Here is a 17,749-nt window from a genome sequence, read left to right as displayed (position 1 = left end):
TTATTAGGTAGTTATGGCAAATTTAGATTTAAGCAAGTACGGAATTGTTGACGTACAGGAAATTATCCACAACCCTTCATACGAGAAACTTTATGAAGAAGAAATGAATCCTGCTTTAGAGGGATTCGAAAAAGGTCAGTTAACAGAGCTTGACGCAGTTAACGTAATGACAGGTGTATTTACAGGTCGTTCGCCTAAAGATAAATACATTGTTAAAGATGCAACCACTGAAAACACAATGTGGTGGACATCTCCAGAATCTCCAAACGATAACAAACCTATTACTCAAGAGGTTTGGAATGACCTTAAAGCGACTACAACAAGCCAGCTTTCAGGTAAAAAATTATTCGTTGTTGACACATTTTGTGGTGCAAACGAAGACACTCGTTTGAAAGTTCGTTTTATTATGGAAGTTGCATGGCAGGCACACTTTGTAACAAACATGTTCCTTCGTCCAACTGCTGAAGAACTGGAAACTTACGGCGAGCCTGATTTCGTTGTAATGAACGGTTCAAAATCTTCTAACGAGAAATACAAAGAGCACGGATTAAACTCAGAAGTGTACACTGTATTTAACCTGACTGAAAAAATGCAGGTAATTGGTGGTACATGGTATGGTGGTGAGATGAAAAAAGGTATGTTCGCAATGATGAACTACTACCTGCCACTTCGCGGTATTGCTTCAATGCACTGTTCGGCTAACGTTGGCGAAGCTGGTGACGTTGCTATCTTCTTCGGTCTTTCAGGTACTGGTAAAACAACACTTTCAACTGACGCTTCACGTAAACTGATTGGTGATGACGAGCACGGATGGGATGACGAAGGTATCTTCAACTTCGAAGGTGGTTGTTACGCAAAAACTATCGACCTTGACAAAGATGCTGAGCCGGAAATTTTCGGTGCTATCAAACGTAACGCTCTTTTGGAGAACGTAACTGTTGATGCTGATGGTAAAATTGATTTCACTGATGGTTCTGTAACTCAGAACACCCGTGTGTCTTACCCAATTGACCACATCGAGAACATCGCTGTACCATCAAAAGCCGGTCACGCGAAAAAAGTAATTTTCCTTTCTGCTGATGCATTTGGTGTATTGCCTCCGGTTTCAAAATTAACTCCGGAACAAACTAAATACCACTTCTTATCAGGATTTACTGCAAAATTAGCAGGTACTGAGCGTGGTGTAACTGCTCCTCAGCCTACATTCTCTGCATGTTTCGGTGCTGCATTCTTAACATTGCACCCAACAAAATATGCTGCCGAGTTAGTGAAAAAAATGGAAGAGCACGGAGCTGAAGCTTATTTGGTAAACACTGGATGGAACGGTACCGGAAAACGTATCTCTATTAAAGATACTCGCGGTATCATCAACGCTATCCTTGACGGATCAATCGAAAAAGCTGAAACTAAAACTATTCCGGTATTTAACCTGGAAGTACCTACTGCATTGCCAGGAGTTGATACAGGTATTCTTGACCCACGCGACACTTACGCTGACGTTAAAGAGTGGGAAGATAAAGCTCAGGATTTGGGTAGCCGCTTTGTTAAAAACTTCGTTAAATACACTGATAACGAAGAAGGTAAAGCATTGGTTGCTGCTGGTCCTCAAGTTGACTAATTCAGATCAATCTTTATATACGCAAAACCTTCTGTCTACGGGCAGAAGGTTTTTTTGTGGCCTAAAATGGCTCCATTATCGCGTGCGACAGGCAGTGTTTTATCAACAAAATGTGTCCTTTCGCATGCTACAGATGGTATTTTTTCCATAAAATGGCCCTTATCGCATGCTACAACCCTTGTTTTTTCGAAAAAGTGGGGCCTATCGCATGCGATAACCTGTGTTTTCTATAAAAAGTGGCCCATTACGCGTGCGACAGCCAATAGTTTCTTCAGAAAATGCCCCCTTACGCATGCGATAGGTAGTGTTTGCTCAAAAAAATGGTGCTTATCGCACGTGCTTACCTTATGCATTTTAAATTACAGAGTAGAGGTGCGTTTTAGCTCATCAATAATTTTTGATGTAGTTGCCGCAATATTATAAAATAAACGTAGTTGTTGCCGTTTTAATCCGGCCTCGGTATCCCTAATTTGCTGTTGTAATGTCATTAAGAGTTTCGACAGGTCGGATGAAAACTTTTCCTCCTGGATGGTGCTTTCTTTTCCGGCTTCACTCATTTTTTTGTCGATTTGCTGAAACAGCGATTCAATATCATTATAGTTTACCATATTGGCTTCGCGATGTGCCCCCAGCGCCGAAAGGTGCGATAACAGAGCATGATTTAAATAGGTAATGGTTAAGGCATTTTCCATAATGCGCTGTTTGCTTTTAGGTTCCTGGCGCATACTGTTCCATGCCTGTGCCAGTTCGTTATCGGCCAGGTGCGCTTCTCTTCGGGCAATGCGGTACTTTAAATCGTCGTTACTTGCTTCTTTATATTCTTTTGCAATAGCCTGAAAATAGTTTCTGTTCTTTTCCAGTGCCGTTGAAATAAGCCCCGAAATGCGACGATACTGCCATCCCGGCCACAAAAAGCGAATGGTGAGAAACGACAAGGTTGCACCAAGCAGCGTATCAACAAGGCGCGGAATCATGATATTTATGCCTCCATCGTTTGAAATAATATTAAAAGCACTCAGTACAAAAGTGGTTACAAATATTACCGCTACCGAATATTTTTTTCGCAGCCAGTAGAAAAAGGCCATTGCCGAGCCCATCATTAGCAGAACCTGTGCTGCTGTGGTGGTGAAAATCTGTAACAATGCAGCGCCAATAATAATACCAGTTGCAGTTCCGAGTAAACGCTCGAAAAGACGACGACGGGTGTCGCTGTAAGTAATCTGGCTAACAAATAAACTGGTTAGCATTACCCACTGGCCTTTGTCGAGGTCAAGATAGATCTGGAGAATGTAGCCCAGTGCAAAGGTTAAACTGAGCCGTAATGCATAACGCATTCGCGGATGACCAAGAGTGAGCTGCTCTTTCAGGCGCTGAAACGGTGTTCTTTCATCGCGTCGTAACCGGGGGATAGAAGTACCTTTCACCAGGTTATCGAGGTATTTTAACGAAACGTGCGAACGATGTAAATTATGATGAAGCAGGATTAGGTCCTGGGCATCTTCCACAGGCATTGTCTGCAGTTTGTCGTCGATGGCTTTTGATATCCATTCGAGAGCAGGCGGATGATTGTAAGAAGTTCCGGTAAGCATATTTTCAGCCACCATCCGTGAGGCATAGGCCAACTGGCGAAGCATTTCGCCAAAACCTTCCAAAATCTCGATTTGTTCGTTGCTGTTTCCCAGTTTATCGTGGCGCTGGTGCGTTGATGCGGCACGCTCATGCAAACTTTGCAACAGCATAAAACGCTGGAGATAACGGTTCAACGGTTCCGTGTTTTTCATCTCCCGGGCATAATTGTTTAATACGTTCTTTATGCCTTCAAGTGCATTTACCACATTTACGTTTAGCAAAGCCAGGTCTTTGTTTATGTCTTCCTGGTCTTCTTTATGGCTGGGGAAAAGCAGCGCTTTTTTTTCGAGGTAGTTGCCAAGCGCCCGGAAGCCGCTGGCCATTTGCTGGTCGAGTAAACGCCACGGATTTCGAAAGATCAAAATTAAAGTAAGTATGCCGTGAAAAAGTGCTCCGGCTGGTAATAAAATCGCCTGCCAGTACCACGCCGGACTGATTTCGACGCCAAGCATGGCATAAATGCCCACCAATATAGAGCCGAAGGTAATGGCACGGTAACGTTCGCCAATGCCACCAATTAAAATAAATATAATGGTGGAGAGGATAAATCCGGCGCCAAGAATCCAGGTGTAGTTATATAAAAGTCCTACCGAAAAACTCGAAATAAAGAAGCTCAGAATGGTTATCGACAGCGATTTTACACGCCCTTTGGGGTGGTCGTCGGTTTCCGACAAAGCACCGGCCAGTGCTCCCAAAGCCAGCGTTACACCAAAAAAAGGCAGACCAGCAATAATAAAAGGTACTGCCAATACACCCATCGAAATGGTTGCACGTAAAGCAAACAAACGGTAGGGATGCAGCAGAAATACATCGCGGAAAAATTTTATGTTTGTTCGCAAATGGCCTTTTTCACGGTTCTTCATGGCTAATGTGTAAAAGTGTTTTTACAAAGCTAATGAATGCGAATAGAAATTAATTACTAAACCGTTCAGCTCTTAACAATAATATCTTGTAAGGTAGCTTTTATTGTTGGGTATTCGAAATGAAAACCGGCTTTCTGCAACTTATTGGATGATACTTCGGGCGACTGCGTAAGAAGCGAAGCAGCCTTGCCAAACACCAATTTTAACACAAATGCAGGAATCGTAAAAAACGCAGGACGGTTTACCTGCCGGGCAAAGCAGCGGGTAAATTCTTTATTCGAAATCGTTTCGGGTGCGGTTAAATTGAACGTTTCACTTGTTTCCAGTGTTTCGGTGGCCCAAATAAATGCATTTACCACATCCTGTTCGTGAATAAAAGGGAAAGGCTGTTTGCCCGACCCGATTTTACCACCAAGGCCCAGTTTAAAAGGTAAAAGCATGTTTTGTATTGTTTTTGCCTCTTTTCCAAAAACAATTCCGAGCCGAAATACTACAGTTTGCACATTCTTGGGTAAAGCAGTCAGTTCCTGTTCCCAGTCTTTAACTACCTCTCCAACAAAACCATCGTCAAAATTTTTACTTTCTTCGGTGTGCGAATGTCCTGATTTGTATAGGCCAATGGCAGATGCTGATACCACTTTTTTCGGGCGCTCAATTTCGGGTAGTTCACTAATCGCTTTTACCAGGTTATGGGTGGTTTTTACCCGGCTGTTGTAAATGATTTCTTTATTTTTCTTTGTCCAGCGTTGTAAAATGGGCGCTCCGGCAAGGTTAATTAACACATCAGTGTTTCGAATCTCTTCCTGCAGGTTCGCTGATGAACTATAGAGTAAGTCCCGGTTTATGCCAGATACAGTATGCCCTTTTTTCACCAATTCTGATGAAATTAGCTGACCAATATAACCGTTACTCCCCGTGAGTTTTATTTTCATCTTACAACGATTTATTAGGTTAACAAAAACTTTAGCTTTTAGTTCCTTAAAATTTGTTAATCGCGCTTGCTAATTGTTACTTTTACCACATCAATAAAAAATGACAAAGCACAGACAGCATATTCTGGTTAGGTTGCACCGGTGGCGGTTAAAGCACCTGGGCGAGCGGGGTTTTTTAACCGTGCTGAGTATTGTTATTGGTGTTTTGGCCGGTATTGCCGCCGTAATTATTAAAAATACGGTGCGTTTTACCGAAGAGATGGTGCATAATCTTGTTTCTAACGAAGTGCAGAATTACATTTATTTTGCTTTGCCGGTTGTTGGTATTTTTCTCGCTATTCTGGTAATCAAATATATTGTTCGTTCGGAAGTCAGGCACGGAATTCCCAATGTGCTGCATAGTATCTCAAAACGAAAAGGAAAAATCTCAAGGCATAATTTATTTTCGTCGGTTGTAACGGCTTCGTTAACCGTTGGTTTTGGAGGATCGGTAGGGTTGGAGGGCCCAACTGTAGCAACCGGAACAGCCTGGGGATCGTGGATTGCCAATATTTTTCGGCTCAACTATAAAAATACCATTTTGATGCTTGCCTGCGCCTGCGCCGGGGCTATGGCAGCTATTTTTAAAGCGCCCATTGCAGCCATTGTTTTTGCTGTTGAAGTAATAATGATCGACCTCACGGTGTTTTCGCTTGTGCCGCTTTTGCTGGCGTCATCAACGGCGGTGCTAACCTCGTATTTATTTCTCGGGCAAGATGTACTCTATCCGTTTAATGTAGTTGATGCTTTTGAGCTGGGCGATTTACCTTATTACATCGCTTTGGGAATTGTTACCGGTTTTGTGTCGGTTTATTTTACGAAAATGTACTTGTTTATAGCCGATATATTTGAAAAATTTAAAAGTAGCCGGATACGATTGGTTGTTGGAGGGACCGGTCTTGGGGCACTAATCTTTCTTTTTCCGGCACTTTACGGCGAAGGTTACGAGTCGATAAACGAATGTTTGGCCGGCGATTTAAACTATCTTTTCGATAATAGTTTATTCTATTCATTACGCGAAGAGTTATGGGCTGCCATGCTGCTTATTGTGGCTGTTATTCTGCTAAAAATCGTAGCCACATCACTTACTTTCGGAGCCGGTGGTGTTGGTGGTATTTTTGCCCCAACGCTTTTTATGGGAGTAAATACCGGAATGCTTTTTTCCCTGGTTGTCAGCCGGCTGGGCGTGCGCGAACTAAATTCGAATAACTTTGCACTAATAGGAATGGCCGGGTTAATTGCAGGCGTTTTGCATGCGCCGCTTACCGGAATATTCCTCATTGCTGATATTTCAGGAGGGTACAAGTTATTTGTACCGCTGATGGTTACAGCCACATTTGCATACCTTATTGTAAGGGCATTTACGCCCAATTCGGTGTATCATATTCAGTTGGCACGCCGCAAAGAATTGTTAACCCACGATAAAGATGCAAACGTACTGCAAATGATGCAGGTAAGACAACTAATTGAAACTGACTTTGAAGTATTGTCACCCGATGCAACTTTGCGCGACCTTACAGAGGCCATTACCAGGGCACATCGCGATTTGTTTCCGATTGTTAATGAAGACGGAACAATGGTGGGTATGGTAAAAATGGACGATGTAAGAACGATGATCTTTAAACATGAACTATACGACACGGTGAAAATTAATGAGTTGATGTATATGCCTGAATTTTCTATCGACCCGAATGACAGCATGGAGATTGTTACTGCTAAATTCGAGTCATCGGGGCGTTATAACCTGGCGGTGATAGAAAATGGTAAATACATCGGATTTATTTCGCGGGCACGTGTGTTTACCCGCTATCGTAAACAGATAATTGATGTTTCTCATGTTTAGATTATTTCGAATTAACAAGATGTTGCTGAATAAGTCACTTAATCGGCTTGTTGCCTGGCGAATTGCAAAAATTCCGGAAAAGAACTTTTTGTATTTGCTTAGTCTGATTGTTGGACTGTTAAGCGGACTGGCAGCCCTGTTGTTAAAAAACCTGATCCACTTTGTTGCTGAAGAGTTAACCGAAGTAATTTCTGTTGAAGGATTTAATTACCTCTATTTATTGTATCCATTCATCGGGATAATGCTAACGGTGTTGTTTGTTCGGTATATAATTCGCGATGATATCGGGCACGGAGTATCTAAAATTCTCTATTCAATTTCGAAGAAAAGCAGTAAGCTAAGGCCATCAAAAACCTATTCGTCGATGATTGCCAGTTCGCTAACCATTGGTTTTGGTGGATCGGTAGGATCGGAGGCGCCAATTGTTCTAACTGGTGCGTCAATAGGATCGAACCTGGCACGCATATTTAAATTGCGCTATAAATACATTACCCTTATGGTGGGTTGTGGAGCAGCCGGTGCAATTGCCGGTATTTTTAATGCGCCAATGGCAGGTATTGTTTTTACACTTGAGGTGCTGATGCTTGATCTGACCATGGCCTTTTTAATTCCATTGCTGATTTCGGCAGTTTCGGCCACGGTAATTTCGTACTTTTTTATGGGCGAAGGCGTAATGCTGCATTTCGATCAGGTTACTCCATTTCATATTAATATGATATGGATTTACATACTTGTAGGGATTTTTACCGGTTTGCTGGGAATCTATTTTACCCGCGGAACCATGTTTCTTGAGAAGCGTTTTGGTACAATAAACAACTGGTTTGTGCGGGTGCTTATCGGAGCTGTTACGCTGGGCATATTAATCTTTATTTTCCCTCCGCTTTGGGGCGAAGGTTACACCAGCATTAACTCGGTTTTTAATAACCAGGGAGCTGATTTATTGAATAACTCCATTTTCTTTCAGTGGAAAGATAATCCATATATCGTTTTACTGGTATTGGCCGGAATACTCATTTTTAAGGTGTTTGCCATGTCGGCTACAACCGGCTCGGGGGGTAACGGTGGTATTTTTGCTCCAACGCTGTTTACCGGAGCTATTGCCGGCTATTTCCTGGTGTTTTTACTCAATACTTTTTTCGATCTTGGAGTGCCCGAAAATAACTTTGCATTAGCCGGAATGGCCGGAATGATGGCTGCCGTAATGCATGCTCCGCTTACAGGAATTTTCTTAACCGCCGAAATAACCGGAGGTTATGGTTTGTTTATTCCTTTACTGATCACTTCAACGGTGGCGTATGTTACCATCATGCGCTTTGAGCCGCATTCTATTTATACCAAACACCTGGCACAAACCGGCGATTTAATTACGCACCACAAAGACAAAGCGATTCTGCGGTCGATGGAGGTGAAAAAGCTAATTGAGAACGACTTTGAAATTATTTCTCCCGATGCCAGTTTGCGTGATCTGGTAAAATCAATATCAAAATCGAACCGGAACCTTTTCCCGATTGTAGACGAAGATGGTTATCTGAAAGGGATGGTAAAACTCTCGAAGGTGAAGCACCTTATTTTTGAGCACGAACTGTACGACCAGGTGATGGTGAAAGACCTGATGTTTATGCCTGAATTCTATATTTCGTCGAAAGACAATATGGAAACAGTGGCCAAAAAGTTTGAGACCTCAAACCGATACAACCTTGCCGTTATCGACGATGGTAAATACCTTGGCTTTATTTCGCGCGCAGTGGTTTTCTCCAACTACAGAAAAACGCTTGAGTATTTTTCACACGACTAGAGCACTTTTTTTCGATATAGTAATAGTTATAAAAATTTTAAATAGGCATCGCGCTGAGTTTTGGAATTTATTTTCTTTACTTTTGAAAAAAATTTAAAAAGTATTGGATTATGATTTCCCGACGTTCCTTTTTAGCGAAAAGTTCGTTAATGCTTGCCGGTGCCGGTGTTACCACAAAAGCATTTTCAAATTCGGTTTTTCAGTCAGCAAATAAATATCCCGTTGTAATCTCAACATGGAATCATGGTATGCCTGCCAATGAGGCTGCCTGGGAAATATTGTCGAAAGGAGGACACTCGCTCGACGCAGTGGAAGCAGGGGTGCGCGTTCCCGAAGGCGATCCGAATGTAATTACCGTAGGAAAAGGCGGAATTCCGGATGCCAGCGGTAAAGTAACCCTCGACGCCTGTATTATGGACGAGAAAGGGCGTGCAGGAAGTGTAACGTATCTACAGCACATTGTGCATCCTGTTTCGGTGGCTCGCCTGGTAATGGAAAAAACACCGCATGTAATGCTGAGCGGAAAAGGAGCTTTGGATTTTGCACTCGATAATGGTTTTGAAAAAGAAAAGCTGTTAACCAAAGCCCGCAAAAAAGAGTGGAAGAAATGGAAAAAGGAAAATAAGGAATTCAGTAATAAGATAAATATCGAGAATGTTACTGAAGATAACCACGATACCATTGGTATGCTGGCGCTCGACAAAGAAGGGCGTATTTCAGGTGCTTGTACCACCAGCGGAATGGGCTATAAAATGCCCGGCAGGGTAGGCGACTCACCAATTATTGGTGCCGGTTTGTTTGTTGATGGCGAAGTGGGAGGTGCAACAGCTACCGGATCGGGCGAGCTGGTAATGAAAACGCTGGGTTCGTTTTTAGTGGTTGAATTGATGCGTAGCGGCATGTCGCCCGACAGGGCTTGCGAAGAGGCCGTTCGTCGTATCGCCAAAAAGATTCCCGATTATCAAAATCATCAAATTGGCTATATCGCTTTAAATACAAAAGGCGAGTACGGATCGTTTTGTATACAGCCAGGTTTTAACTACGCTGTAAAAACTTCTGAGCAAACCGAACTGATAGAGGCAGAAGCCTGGCTAAAGAAATTATAGAACTTTTCAGGTATTTGCTCTCTTTTTCAAAACCAGGGAGAAAATTTATTCGGAGTTAATAGCTCATAAAAAAAGGTGTTCAAAAATCGAACACCTTCTTTTAAATATCTTTCGGATAGCTTACCAACGGTCGCCACCGCCGCCACCGCGACGATCGTATCCGCCACCGCCACCGCCTCTGCGGTCGCCACCACCGCCGCCACCGCGACGATCGTATCCACCGCCACCGCCTCTGCGGTCGCCACCGCCGCCGCCACGGTTGTAACCACCACCGCCACCGCGGTTGTAGCCACCACCGCCGCCACCGCGATTAAAATCACGACGTGGACGCTCTTGTGGAGCATTTGCTTCCTTAACTACGATTTGTTTTCCTTCAATTTCAGCATCATTAAGTGCAGCAATCGCTGCATTAGCTTCTTCGTCGTTTGGCATTTCAACAAAACCAAAACATTTTGAGTTTCCCGTTTCTCTGTCAAAAATAACTTTGGCAGACGCTACTTCTCCGTGTGCAGAGAACAGCTCATTTAAGTAGTCACCAGTAATCGATGAGTCTAACTTTGCAACAAATAAATTCATAAAAAATAGAAAAATATAAATGTATAAATGTAAAAATTTGCGGCATTATGCCGCGTTATTCTTAAAAAATTATTGTTAAGTATAAAGAACGCGTCAGACGTTAAAACGGAAAATCACAAAAACTGGTGAAGTGCGAATTAAAATCTTATATCAAAGTAACGGACTAATTATTAGATTATCACAATAAAAACCTTGTTTTTTTTATTAAAATCTCAAAAAATATTCAAAAATCAAAGCCTCTCCGAAGAAAGGCCCTGGTAAGGTGAGATTTAAATTAATTTATTCCGGTTTTCGGAAGGTTTTTTTCGTTACTTCTTGTAAGCTAAAATAATAAATTTGTTAGAATTCGTAATGAGGAGCGATAATTTTTTTGTTTCGTAATATGTTAATTACGGCGTCAACTATCTGGTCGTCTTCCATTGAGGCATAATTAAAAATCACATCAAAATCATCGTTTTCTGCTTTACGGCCAATGATCTTTTCAATAAAGGCGTCTCGCTTTTTATCGGCCAAAGTAATGTATTCTGCGGCCTCCAGCCGGGTCATGTCTTTAATCTGCATTATTCGGTTAATTCGCCAGTCGGCAGGAGCTTCAAGCCTGATGTTTAGCTTATTGGGTATGTCTTTTAAAATAGCTCCCGACGAACGCCCAACGATAATTGTACGCCCATGGTAGGCCAGCCGGCAAATAATTCCTTTTAAGGCCGCAATCAGTCGGTCGTCCGAAATATCGTAAATTGTTTCATCCGAAAAGGCACGGCCAACCTCCTTCAGAAATACTATCGATTCTTCAGCATCTTCAAAATCCCCTGATTTAAGTTCCTCTATCATTTCATTAACAACACCTAAAAAAACACCTTTATCTACATATTTCCACTCCACATCGGTTTTCGTTTCCGACATGTAACTGTAGCCGGTCAGTATTTTCGAAAGCTTAATGGCGAGACGCTTTGCCGAGCACCCCGCTTGCCGCGAAATAGTGAGAAAAGGTCCGGGATAATCACCTGATTCGAGGTTAATACATTTCGATTCATTAAGATAGCTATTCAGAAAATTTTTCATATGATTTAGGATTGTTAGTTTTTAGCTGTTGGAGATGAATTTGAACCCTCGATACGATTTTTGGAGCAATAAATAGAGCTGTCCGTTTCATAACCGGAATGTTAGTTTGGTTTATCAGACCAATTTACAATCAAATTTTGTGGAATAGAAGCTAATGTGTTATACAATACCCTGTTTGTCGAATGTTATTCAGCAACTTTTGTGAGGGAAACATATTTCTGTATTTTTATTGACAAGAATTTTACAAGTAGTAATATCATACAATGTAAAGCATGAAAAATCAGGTTACGGTGGCTTTAGCTTCTTTTGGTATGTCGGGTAAGGTGATTCACGGCCCCTTGTTGAAAGTGAATCCGAAATTCAAAGTAAAATTGGTGTTGGAACGTTCTAAAAGCTTATCGAAAGAGCTGTTTCCCGATGCGACGATAGTAAAAAGTTACGACGATATTTTAACCGATACCGAGGTTGAACTGGTAGTTGTTAACACGCCTGATCAGTTACATTATACCATGGTGAAACAGGCGCTTGAAGCCGGTAAACACGTGGTGGTTGAAAAACCAGCCACCTTTCGGAGCGCGGAATTACAGGAGCTGATTGGGCTGGCACAAGCAAAACGTTTGGTATTTACGGTTTTCCAGAACCGCCGGTGGGATGGTGATTTTAGAACAGTACAAAAAGTAATAAAGGAAGCACGGTTTGGCCGGTTGGTAGAATTTGAATCGCATTACGACCGTTACCGCACCGAAATTACACCCGACACATGGAAAGAAGAAGGCGATGAATATTGTGGTGTTTTGTATAACCTCGGATCGCATATGGTTGACCAGGCCTACGTATTATTTGGAAAGCCGCAAACGGTTACCGCACATTTAAAAACAGTGCGAACCGGCGGGAAAGTGGCCGATTATTACGATATCAGGTTGGATTATGAAGGTTTTTCGGCCTTGTTAAAATGTTCGTACCTGGTTATGGATCCCGGACCGAGATATACTTTAAACGGAGAGTACGGTACATTTAAAAAGTGGGGAATTGACGGCCAGGAAGAGCTGTTAAAAGCCGGACATTTGCCCAAAGGCGACGAATGGGGAAAAGAAGAAGCCGATTGGTGGGGAACACTGGTTTACACCGAAAACGACGAGCACGTGGAAGAATTGGTTGAAACCATACCTGGTGATTACCGCATTTTTTACGATAAGCTGTATAAAGCAATCAGAAACAACAAAGCCTTACCGGTTGATCCGGCCGAAGCACTGGAAGTATTAAAAATATTGGAGGCCTGCCTGTTAAGCAACAAAGATAGAAGAACGGTAATACTTTAGGATTAGGTAGTAACCTTCGCAGAGTCGAGTGCTTTTTCAAACGAATCTTCCATTTTAATGTAATCATTAACTTTAGGGCTGAGTCGTTTTTGTAAGTCGGTTTTTAGCTGCGAAGAAACACCCGACAGAATCACTTTTACCCCCTTGTTCTGAAGGATTTTAAGTGAACTCTGCAGGTTTTTCATTCCCGTTTCGTCGATGAAAGAAACATGGCGCATACGTAGAATCAATGTGTTGCAACTTTCCCCGATTTCCTGAATAACCTCGGAATAACGGCGTGCCGATGCAAAAAACAAGGGGCCACTTATTTCGTAAACCGAAACACCTTTTGGCAGCTGCGAGTAGTCTTCTATTACGTCGGTGTCGACAATGTTATTTATACGTTTTTCGCTTATGTCCGACATCCGTTTCATAAAAAGGATGGCCGACAGCACCACTCCAACCTCTATGGCAACCGTTAAATCAACCAGTACGGTTAAAATGAAAGTAGTTAGCAGTACAATTATATCGAATACTGAACCTTTCAGAATGGATACAAACGAGCGCCATTCGCTCATGTTATAGGCTACAATTATTAAAATTCCGGCGAGGCACGACATGGGAATCAATTTGGCCCATTTTCCCAAAAACAGCATAATCAGCAGCAAGGTAATGGCATGTGCAATACCGGCAATAGGTGTGCGTCCTCCGTTTTTTACGTTGGTTGCCGTACGTGCAATTGCTCCGGTTGCCGGAATCCCACCAAAAAACGGGGTAACAACGTTGGCAATACCCTGTGCAATTAATTCGGTATTCGAGCGGTGTTTCCCGCTTATCATACCATCGGCAACCACTGCCGAGAGTAACGATTCAATACCTCCGAGCAAGGCAATGGTGAGGGCCGGTTCAAGGTAGTTCTGTAAATCGTTCAAGCGAATTTGCGGAATGGTAAAATGAATGGTATTGCTGATTTCGCCAAAGTAAGTTTCAATGGTTGCAACTGGTATTTTAAACAGCTGAACAACGAGTGTAACAGCAATAATGGCCAAAAACGATCCCGGTATTTTTTTTACAAATTTTCCGCTGACGAGTGTTATGGCTATCGTGGACAGTGTTACCAATAGAGCTGCAATATTTACATTGCCCAGGTTGCTGATATAAACGTACCATTTTTCAAGAAAACCCGATGGAAGATCGGTAATGGTTAATCCCAGCGCATCTTTTATTTGGGTAGAAAAAATGACCAAGGCAATACCACTGGTAAAACCAACAATAAGCGGGTGGGGGATAAATTTTAACAAAGTCCCCAGTTTTAGCAATCCAAAAAGAATAAGGATAACACCGGCCAAAACGGTGGAAATGATAAGTCCGTTAACGCCGTATTGATGAACGATTCCGTAAACAATTACTATAAATGCACCCGTTGGGCCGCCAATCTGCACACGGCTACCACCTAAAAAAGATATAAGGAAACCGGCGACAACAGCGGTTATCAGCCCTTTTTCGGGCGAAACGCCCGACGCAACAGCAAAGGCGATGGCCAGCGGAAGGGCAACAATACCCACAACCACCCCAGCCAGTACATCTGAAGTAATTTGTTTTTTACTGATGCCGTTTTTTAAAATCGTAAATAGTTTGGGCTTAAAAATTGAATTCATGATGCGGATGAAATTTTGGGCAAAATTACATGGATTACCGCCTCATTGTTCTGAGCTTAAGTCTAAAATTTGATTGAATTTACTATTGTCAGTAAATCAACCTGTTACGAATTGTGTTTATTTTAACATTGGTTTGTCAATCGCCTGATTTTCTGATCATACAGCTGAAATGATTAGTAGAGGTTCTTTAATTGGGTTTCCATTCGCGAAATGTAATTATCAACCTGATCTTCTGTCTCGAAGCCAACAAGCATCAGGTCAACACAACCCAAACCAAGAACAAAGCGCAATGCGTTGTCAATTTTTGTGCTGTCGTCGCGTAATTGCCCGTTACCAACTAGTTTCATTCCAATAATGCCTTTTCCCGACTGGTGCAATTGCTGAATAACTTCTACCACTTCCTGCGGATCGGGTTTGTCCATTGCAATTCCGTAAGGATTAATCCGTGCATGCAACACATCAACCCAGGGGCTTTTTACTGCATCTTTCATGGCATCGAGCGAGTGCACCGAAACGCCGTGAGCTTTTATAATTCCTTTTGCTTTCAGGTTCGAAAGAATTTCCATTTGGGGTTTTAAGGTTTCTGTCCAGTCCTCGTCAACCATACAATGAATTTGTACCAAATCGATGTAATCGGTCTTCAGTTCTCTTCGGAAACGGTCTACCACAACATTGGCATCGGGGCGTTCTTTTTCGGGAATGCCACCCGGACGTGTCCATATTTTTGTGGTAAGCGTTAGATCTTCCCGGTTCATTTTTGTCATCGCTTCGGCAAAAAGCCCGTGTGTGCCATAAGTATCGGCCAAATCAAAATAACGGATTCCTTTGTCGTATGCATGGTGCAACAGATCGATGCTGGTGTTTTTATCCTGTTTGGTAAGAAAACTGCTACGGTTGCTGGCATGTACGCCGGTTCCCATACCCAGCAGCGTGGTTTTTATCCCCGAGTTTCCCAATTCAACCAACTGAAAAGGATCGTGACTCCGTGCCGGAATATTCGCGGCATAAATTGGATTCGAAAACAAAACATGTGCAGTACCCGCACTAAGCGCTCCGATAAATTTCCGTCGATTCATTTGAAAGTTGGCCATAAGGATATATTTTAGTCATTTAAATTAAAAACAGAAAGCGAACGAAATTGTTGAAAGCAAATGTTTTAGTCGCAACAGTTTCATTGCAGTTTTAATTTGGTATGGCCTAAAGTACAAAAAACAAAACAGGAAACCATTAAATGATTTCCTGTTTGTGCGCTGTTTTTTATTTCTATGAGGAGGATGTTATACCGATGTGAAATCAAATTGAGCCTTAATTCTTTCAATCGGCATTAACGATTGTAATTTCACCATTTCGCTAAAGGCTCATACTGAAATACAATTCGTATTATTCCATACTTTCTTTGATGGGTGTTTTTTCTTTTTCCGGGGCATCTTTTTTAGCTTCTGCTTCAAAACAAGCATTTTCTTCGGTTTCAGCAGCTTTTACTTTGTGGGTAATAATCTTTTCCACTGGGTTCGATTTTTTAACCAGATCGATTTTGTTGCTGATCTTTAATCCGAGAATGTAAAAAATTGAGGAGATGAGGATAAGAGCTTTCATGGTGTTTTCTGTTTTAATTCGAACACCAAATTATGTAAACGTCAGTAAATACCGAAATTATATCTGTGAATGAGCTGAATTACTCTGCCAACGGCATTTTAAGCTCTGCGAAAGGACATGTTCGATCGATTACCCCTTTGTGCCGAACCGGGTAATTATCGCGATAATTCTCGATTCGTTAAAGACTCAGTTTTGCCAGGTAGTCGTGATGCGTGCCTTTATCAAGCAACGTACAGTTATAACCCATTTCGTTGGCAACAAGTTGCAGGGTGTTAAAATCGATAAAAAGCCAGTCGAACTGCGCCTCCTCTTTCCGGAAACTCACTTTATACTGCATTTCGCCGTAGTAGTTGCTATTGGCGATATCAACCCATTCCGATCCGTCTTCTTCTTCAAAAAGGTATTTAATATCCGATGAGTCAATTAAAATCTGGCCTCCTTCTAACAAAAGGCTTTTTAGGTGTGCCAGCAATTTTTTTAAACCTGCGATGGTTCCGCCAATACCCGAACCGTTCATCAGCAACAGAATGGTGTTAAATTGTTCTTCGTTGTACTCAAAAATATCGGCATGAACGACTTTTACAATTCCCTGTTTGCGCATCACTTCAACCGAAACTTCTGATTTTTCAAGAGCAGTAACACTATAGCCTTTTTTTTGCAGAATGAGTGAATGACAGCCGGCTGCAGCACCAATATCCAAAATGCGGCCTTTACAATTTTTCAGCGCAACTTTTTCGATTTTGGGAAGTTCTTTTTCGTCGCGGAAAAAATATGATGGGGCAATAGTTTCTCCTTCTGTGTAGTTTGAATCTACCTGAATTTGAGGCGCTTTCCCCCGTTCAAAATATTCTTTAATGGCCAGGCCAATCGGATCGTTCATTTTTAAATATAAATAGTGAATATGAGTGCAGTTGTGAATTTATCTTCGGCAAATATATACGACTTTCCTTTAAGTTAATCTATACCTTTCGACAAATAAATCTGAATAAAAGTTAAATGCTACTGCCGAAATAGAAATCAAAGGAATGAAGTGCTTAAATATTAATAGTTCCTACCAGGTAAGTTACGGCTTTGCCGCCTATCTCAACGCGATCGCCCAATTGTTTGCAATGCAGCACTCCGCCTCTTTTCGATATTTGTTTAGCCACCAGGTTTTGCTTATCCAGTTGCTCCGACCAGTACGGAATTAACATGGTGTGTGCCGACCCAGTTACCGGATCTTCGTTAATCCCCACTGATGGTGCAAAAAAGCGCGATACAAAATCGTATTTTTCTGATTTGGCCGTGCAGATTATGCCACGCGAGGTGGCTTCCAGCATTTTTGTGAAATCGGGCTCGAGGTTGGCAATGTCGTTTTCATTTTTAAATACCAGCATCAGGTCTTCGCGTCCTTTAAAACATTCCTGCGGATGAATGCCAAACGCCGTTTTTAACCCGGTGGGAATATATTTGGCCTCTACTTCTGATGCCGGAAAGTTCAGTACCAGCAAATCGTCTTCTTTTTTTACGCTTAGTTTACCGCTTCTCGACTGAAAACAGATGCTATCGGCATTATAATTTAAATGCCGAAACAGAACATGCGAAGTAGCCAGCGTAGCATGACCGCAAAGATCAACCTCGGCCTCAGGAGTAAACCAGCGGATATGGTAACAGTCGTCTTTTTTTATAAAAAATGCTGTTTCCGAAAGGTTGTTTTCCATGGCCAGTTTTTGCATAATATCATCCGGAAGCCAC

Annotated in this window: 14 protein-coding genes; 5 read left to right on the top strand and 9 right to left on the bottom strand. The window is 42.1% G+C overall.

Annotated elements, in window-relative coordinates:
• Nucleotides 1-13 precede the first annotated feature (13 nt).
• Nucleotides 14-1,618, top strand: a complete 1,605-nt coding sequence (gene pckA / locus ABZB17_RS09630) for a phosphoenolpyruvate carboxykinase (ATP) (RefSeq protein WP_045029900.1) — start codon at nucleotides 14-16, stop codon at nucleotides 1,616-1,618.
• 359 nt (nucleotides 1,619-1,977) lie between these two features.
• Here pckA and ABZB17_RS09625 read toward each other — a convergent pair whose 3' ends face one another.
• Together ABZB17_RS09625 and ABZB17_RS09620 are read right to left on the bottom strand one after the other, a co-directional pair.
• Nucleotides 1,978-4,110, bottom strand: coding sequence for an FUSC family membrane protein (locus ABZB17_RS09625; RefSeq protein ID WP_372649764.1), 2,133 nt, complete (start codon nucleotides 4,108-4,110; stop codon nucleotides 1,978-1,980).
• A gap of 65 nt (nucleotides 4,111-4,175) precedes the next feature.
• Nucleotides 4,176-5,042, bottom strand: a complete 867-nt coding sequence (locus tag ABZB17_RS09620; protein ID WP_372649762.1) for a TIGR01777 family oxidoreductase — start codon at nucleotides 5,040-5,042, stop codon at nucleotides 4,176-4,178.
• A gap of 100 nt (nucleotides 5,043-5,142) precedes the next feature.
• On the opposite strand from ABZB17_RS09620, the gene ABZB17_RS09615 reads away from it, so the two are divergent.
• From ABZB17_RS09615 to ABZB17_RS09605, 3 genes are all read left to right on the top strand, one after another.
• Complete coding sequence (locus ABZB17_RS09615; RefSeq protein ID WP_372649760.1) at nucleotides 5,143-6,924, top strand: chloride channel protein; 1,782 nt, start codon at nucleotides 5,143-5,145, stop codon at nucleotides 6,922-6,924.
• Nucleotides 6,917-8,719, top strand: coding sequence for a chloride channel protein (locus tag ABZB17_RS09610; protein ID WP_372649759.1), 1,803 nt, complete (start codon nucleotides 6,917-6,919; stop codon nucleotides 8,717-8,719). The genes ABZB17_RS09615 and ABZB17_RS09610 overlap by 8 nt, the downstream gene beginning before the upstream one ends.
• 110 nt (nucleotides 8,720-8,829) lie before the next feature.
• Entirely contained in the window at nucleotides 8,830-9,825 is a 996-nt protein-coding gene (locus ABZB17_RS09605) for a N(4)-(beta-N-acetylglucosaminyl)-L-asparaginase (protein WP_372649757.1), read from the top strand.
• 120 nt (nucleotides 9,826-9,945) lie between these two features.
• Here ABZB17_RS09605 and ABZB17_RS09600 read toward each other — a convergent pair whose 3' ends face one another.
• Together ABZB17_RS09600 and ABZB17_RS09595 are read right to left on the bottom strand one after the other, a co-directional pair.
• Nucleotides 9,946-10,401 carry a hypothetical protein gene (locus ABZB17_RS09600; protein ID WP_045029886.1) on the bottom strand — a complete coding sequence of 152 codons (456 nt, stop codon included), beginning with the start codon at nucleotides 10,399-10,401 and terminating at the stop codon, nucleotides 9,946-9,948.
• A gap of 339 nt (nucleotides 10,402-10,740) precedes the next feature.
• The gene (locus tag ABZB17_RS09595; protein WP_372649755.1) at nucleotides 10,741-11,463 is read right to left on the bottom strand and encodes an AAA family ATPase; all 723 of its coding nucleotides are present in this window, start codon (nucleotides 11,461-11,463) and stop codon (nucleotides 10,741-10,743) included.
• Nucleotides 11,464-11,735: 272 nt separating this feature from the next.
• Between ABZB17_RS09595 and ABZB17_RS09590 the strand changes: the two genes are divergently transcribed.
• A complete protein-coding gene (locus ABZB17_RS09590) occupies nucleotides 11,736-12,782 on the top strand; it encodes a Gfo/Idh/MocA family oxidoreductase (protein WP_372649753.1) in 1,047 nt (348 codons plus the stop codon).
• Between the two features lie 2 nt (nucleotides 12,783-12,784).
• Here the strand turns inward: ABZB17_RS09590 and ABZB17_RS09585 are convergent, their stop codons facing one another.
• From ABZB17_RS09585 to ABZB17_RS09565, 5 genes are all read right to left on the bottom strand, one after another.
• Nucleotides 12,785-14,419, bottom strand: a complete 1,635-nt coding sequence (locus ABZB17_RS09585) for a SulP family inorganic anion transporter (RefSeq protein ID WP_372649751.1) — start codon at nucleotides 14,417-14,419, stop codon at nucleotides 12,785-12,787.
• A gap of 173 nt (nucleotides 14,420-14,592) precedes the next feature.
• A complete protein-coding gene (locus ABZB17_RS09580) occupies nucleotides 14,593-15,510 on the bottom strand; it encodes an aldo/keto reductase (RefSeq protein ID WP_372649749.1) in 918 nt (305 codons plus the stop codon).
• 289 nt (nucleotides 15,511-15,799) lie between these two features.
• The gene (locus tag ABZB17_RS09575) at nucleotides 15,800-16,015 is read right to left on the bottom strand and encodes a hypothetical protein (protein ID WP_045029874.1); all 216 of its coding nucleotides are present in this window, start codon (nucleotides 16,013-16,015) and stop codon (nucleotides 15,800-15,802) included.
• 178 nt (nucleotides 16,016-16,193) lie between these two features.
• Entirely contained in the window at nucleotides 16,194-16,895 is a 702-nt protein-coding gene (locus ABZB17_RS09570) for a class I SAM-dependent methyltransferase (RefSeq protein WP_319502326.1), read from the bottom strand.
• 154 nt (nucleotides 16,896-17,049) lie between these two features.
• On the bottom strand, nucleotides 17,050-17,749 hold a 700-nt coding region (locus ABZB17_RS09565), incomplete at its 5' end, for a PhzF family phenazine biosynthesis protein (RefSeq protein WP_372649747.1).

Origin of the sequence: Draconibacterium sp. (assembly GCF_041583095.1) — a bacterium.
Lineage (GTDB): Bacteria > Bacteroidota > Bacteroidia > Bacteroidales > Prolixibacteraceae > Draconibacterium.
The sequence above is the reverse complement of the archived record's forward strand: the minus strand, read 5'-3'. Positions and strand labels throughout refer to the sequence as shown.

Coding starts and splice junctions, on each gene's coding strand:
- pckA (WP_045029900.1), top strand. CDS start 14: ATGGCAAATTTAGATTTAAGCAAGTACGGAATTGTTGACGTACAGGAA.
- ABZB17_RS09625 (WP_372649764.1), bottom strand. CDS start 4,110: ATGAAGAACCGTGAAAAAGGCCATTTGCGAACAAACATAAAATTTTTC.
- ABZB17_RS09620 (WP_372649762.1), bottom strand. CDS start 5,042: ATGAAAATAAAACTCACGGGGAGTAACGGTTATATTGGTCAGCTAATT.
- ABZB17_RS09615 (WP_372649760.1), top strand. CDS start 5,143: ATGACAAAGCACAGACAGCATATTCTGGTTAGGTTGCACCGGTGGCGG.
- ABZB17_RS09610 (WP_372649759.1), top strand. CDS start 6,917: ATGTTTAGATTATTTCGAATTAACAAGATGTTGCTGAATAAGTCACTT.
- ABZB17_RS09605 (WP_372649757.1), top strand. CDS start 8,830: ATGATTTCCCGACGTTCCTTTTTAGCGAAAAGTTCGTTAATGCTTGCC.
- ABZB17_RS09600 (WP_045029886.1), bottom strand. CDS start 10,401: ATGAATTTATTTGTTGCAAAGTTAGACTCATCGATTACTGGTGACTAC.
- ABZB17_RS09595 (WP_372649755.1), bottom strand. CDS start 11,463: ATGAAAAATTTTCTGAATAGCTATCTTAATGAATCGAAATGTATTAAC.
- ABZB17_RS09590 (WP_372649753.1), top strand. CDS start 11,736: ATGAAAAATCAGGTTACGGTGGCTTTAGCTTCTTTTGGTATGTCGGGT.
- ABZB17_RS09585 (WP_372649751.1), bottom strand. CDS start 14,419: ATGAATTCAATTTTTAAGCCCAAACTATTTACGATTTTAAAAAACGGC.
- ABZB17_RS09580 (WP_372649749.1), bottom strand. CDS start 15,510: ATGGCCAACTTTCAAATGAATCGACGGAAATTTATCGGAGCGCTTAGT.
- ABZB17_RS09575 (WP_045029874.1), bottom strand. CDS start 16,015: ATGAAAGCTCTTATCCTCATCTCCTCAATTTTTTACATTCTCGGATTA.
- ABZB17_RS09570 (WP_319502326.1), bottom strand. CDS start 16,895: ATGAACGATCCGATTGGCCTGGCCATTAAAGAATATTTTGAACGGGGG.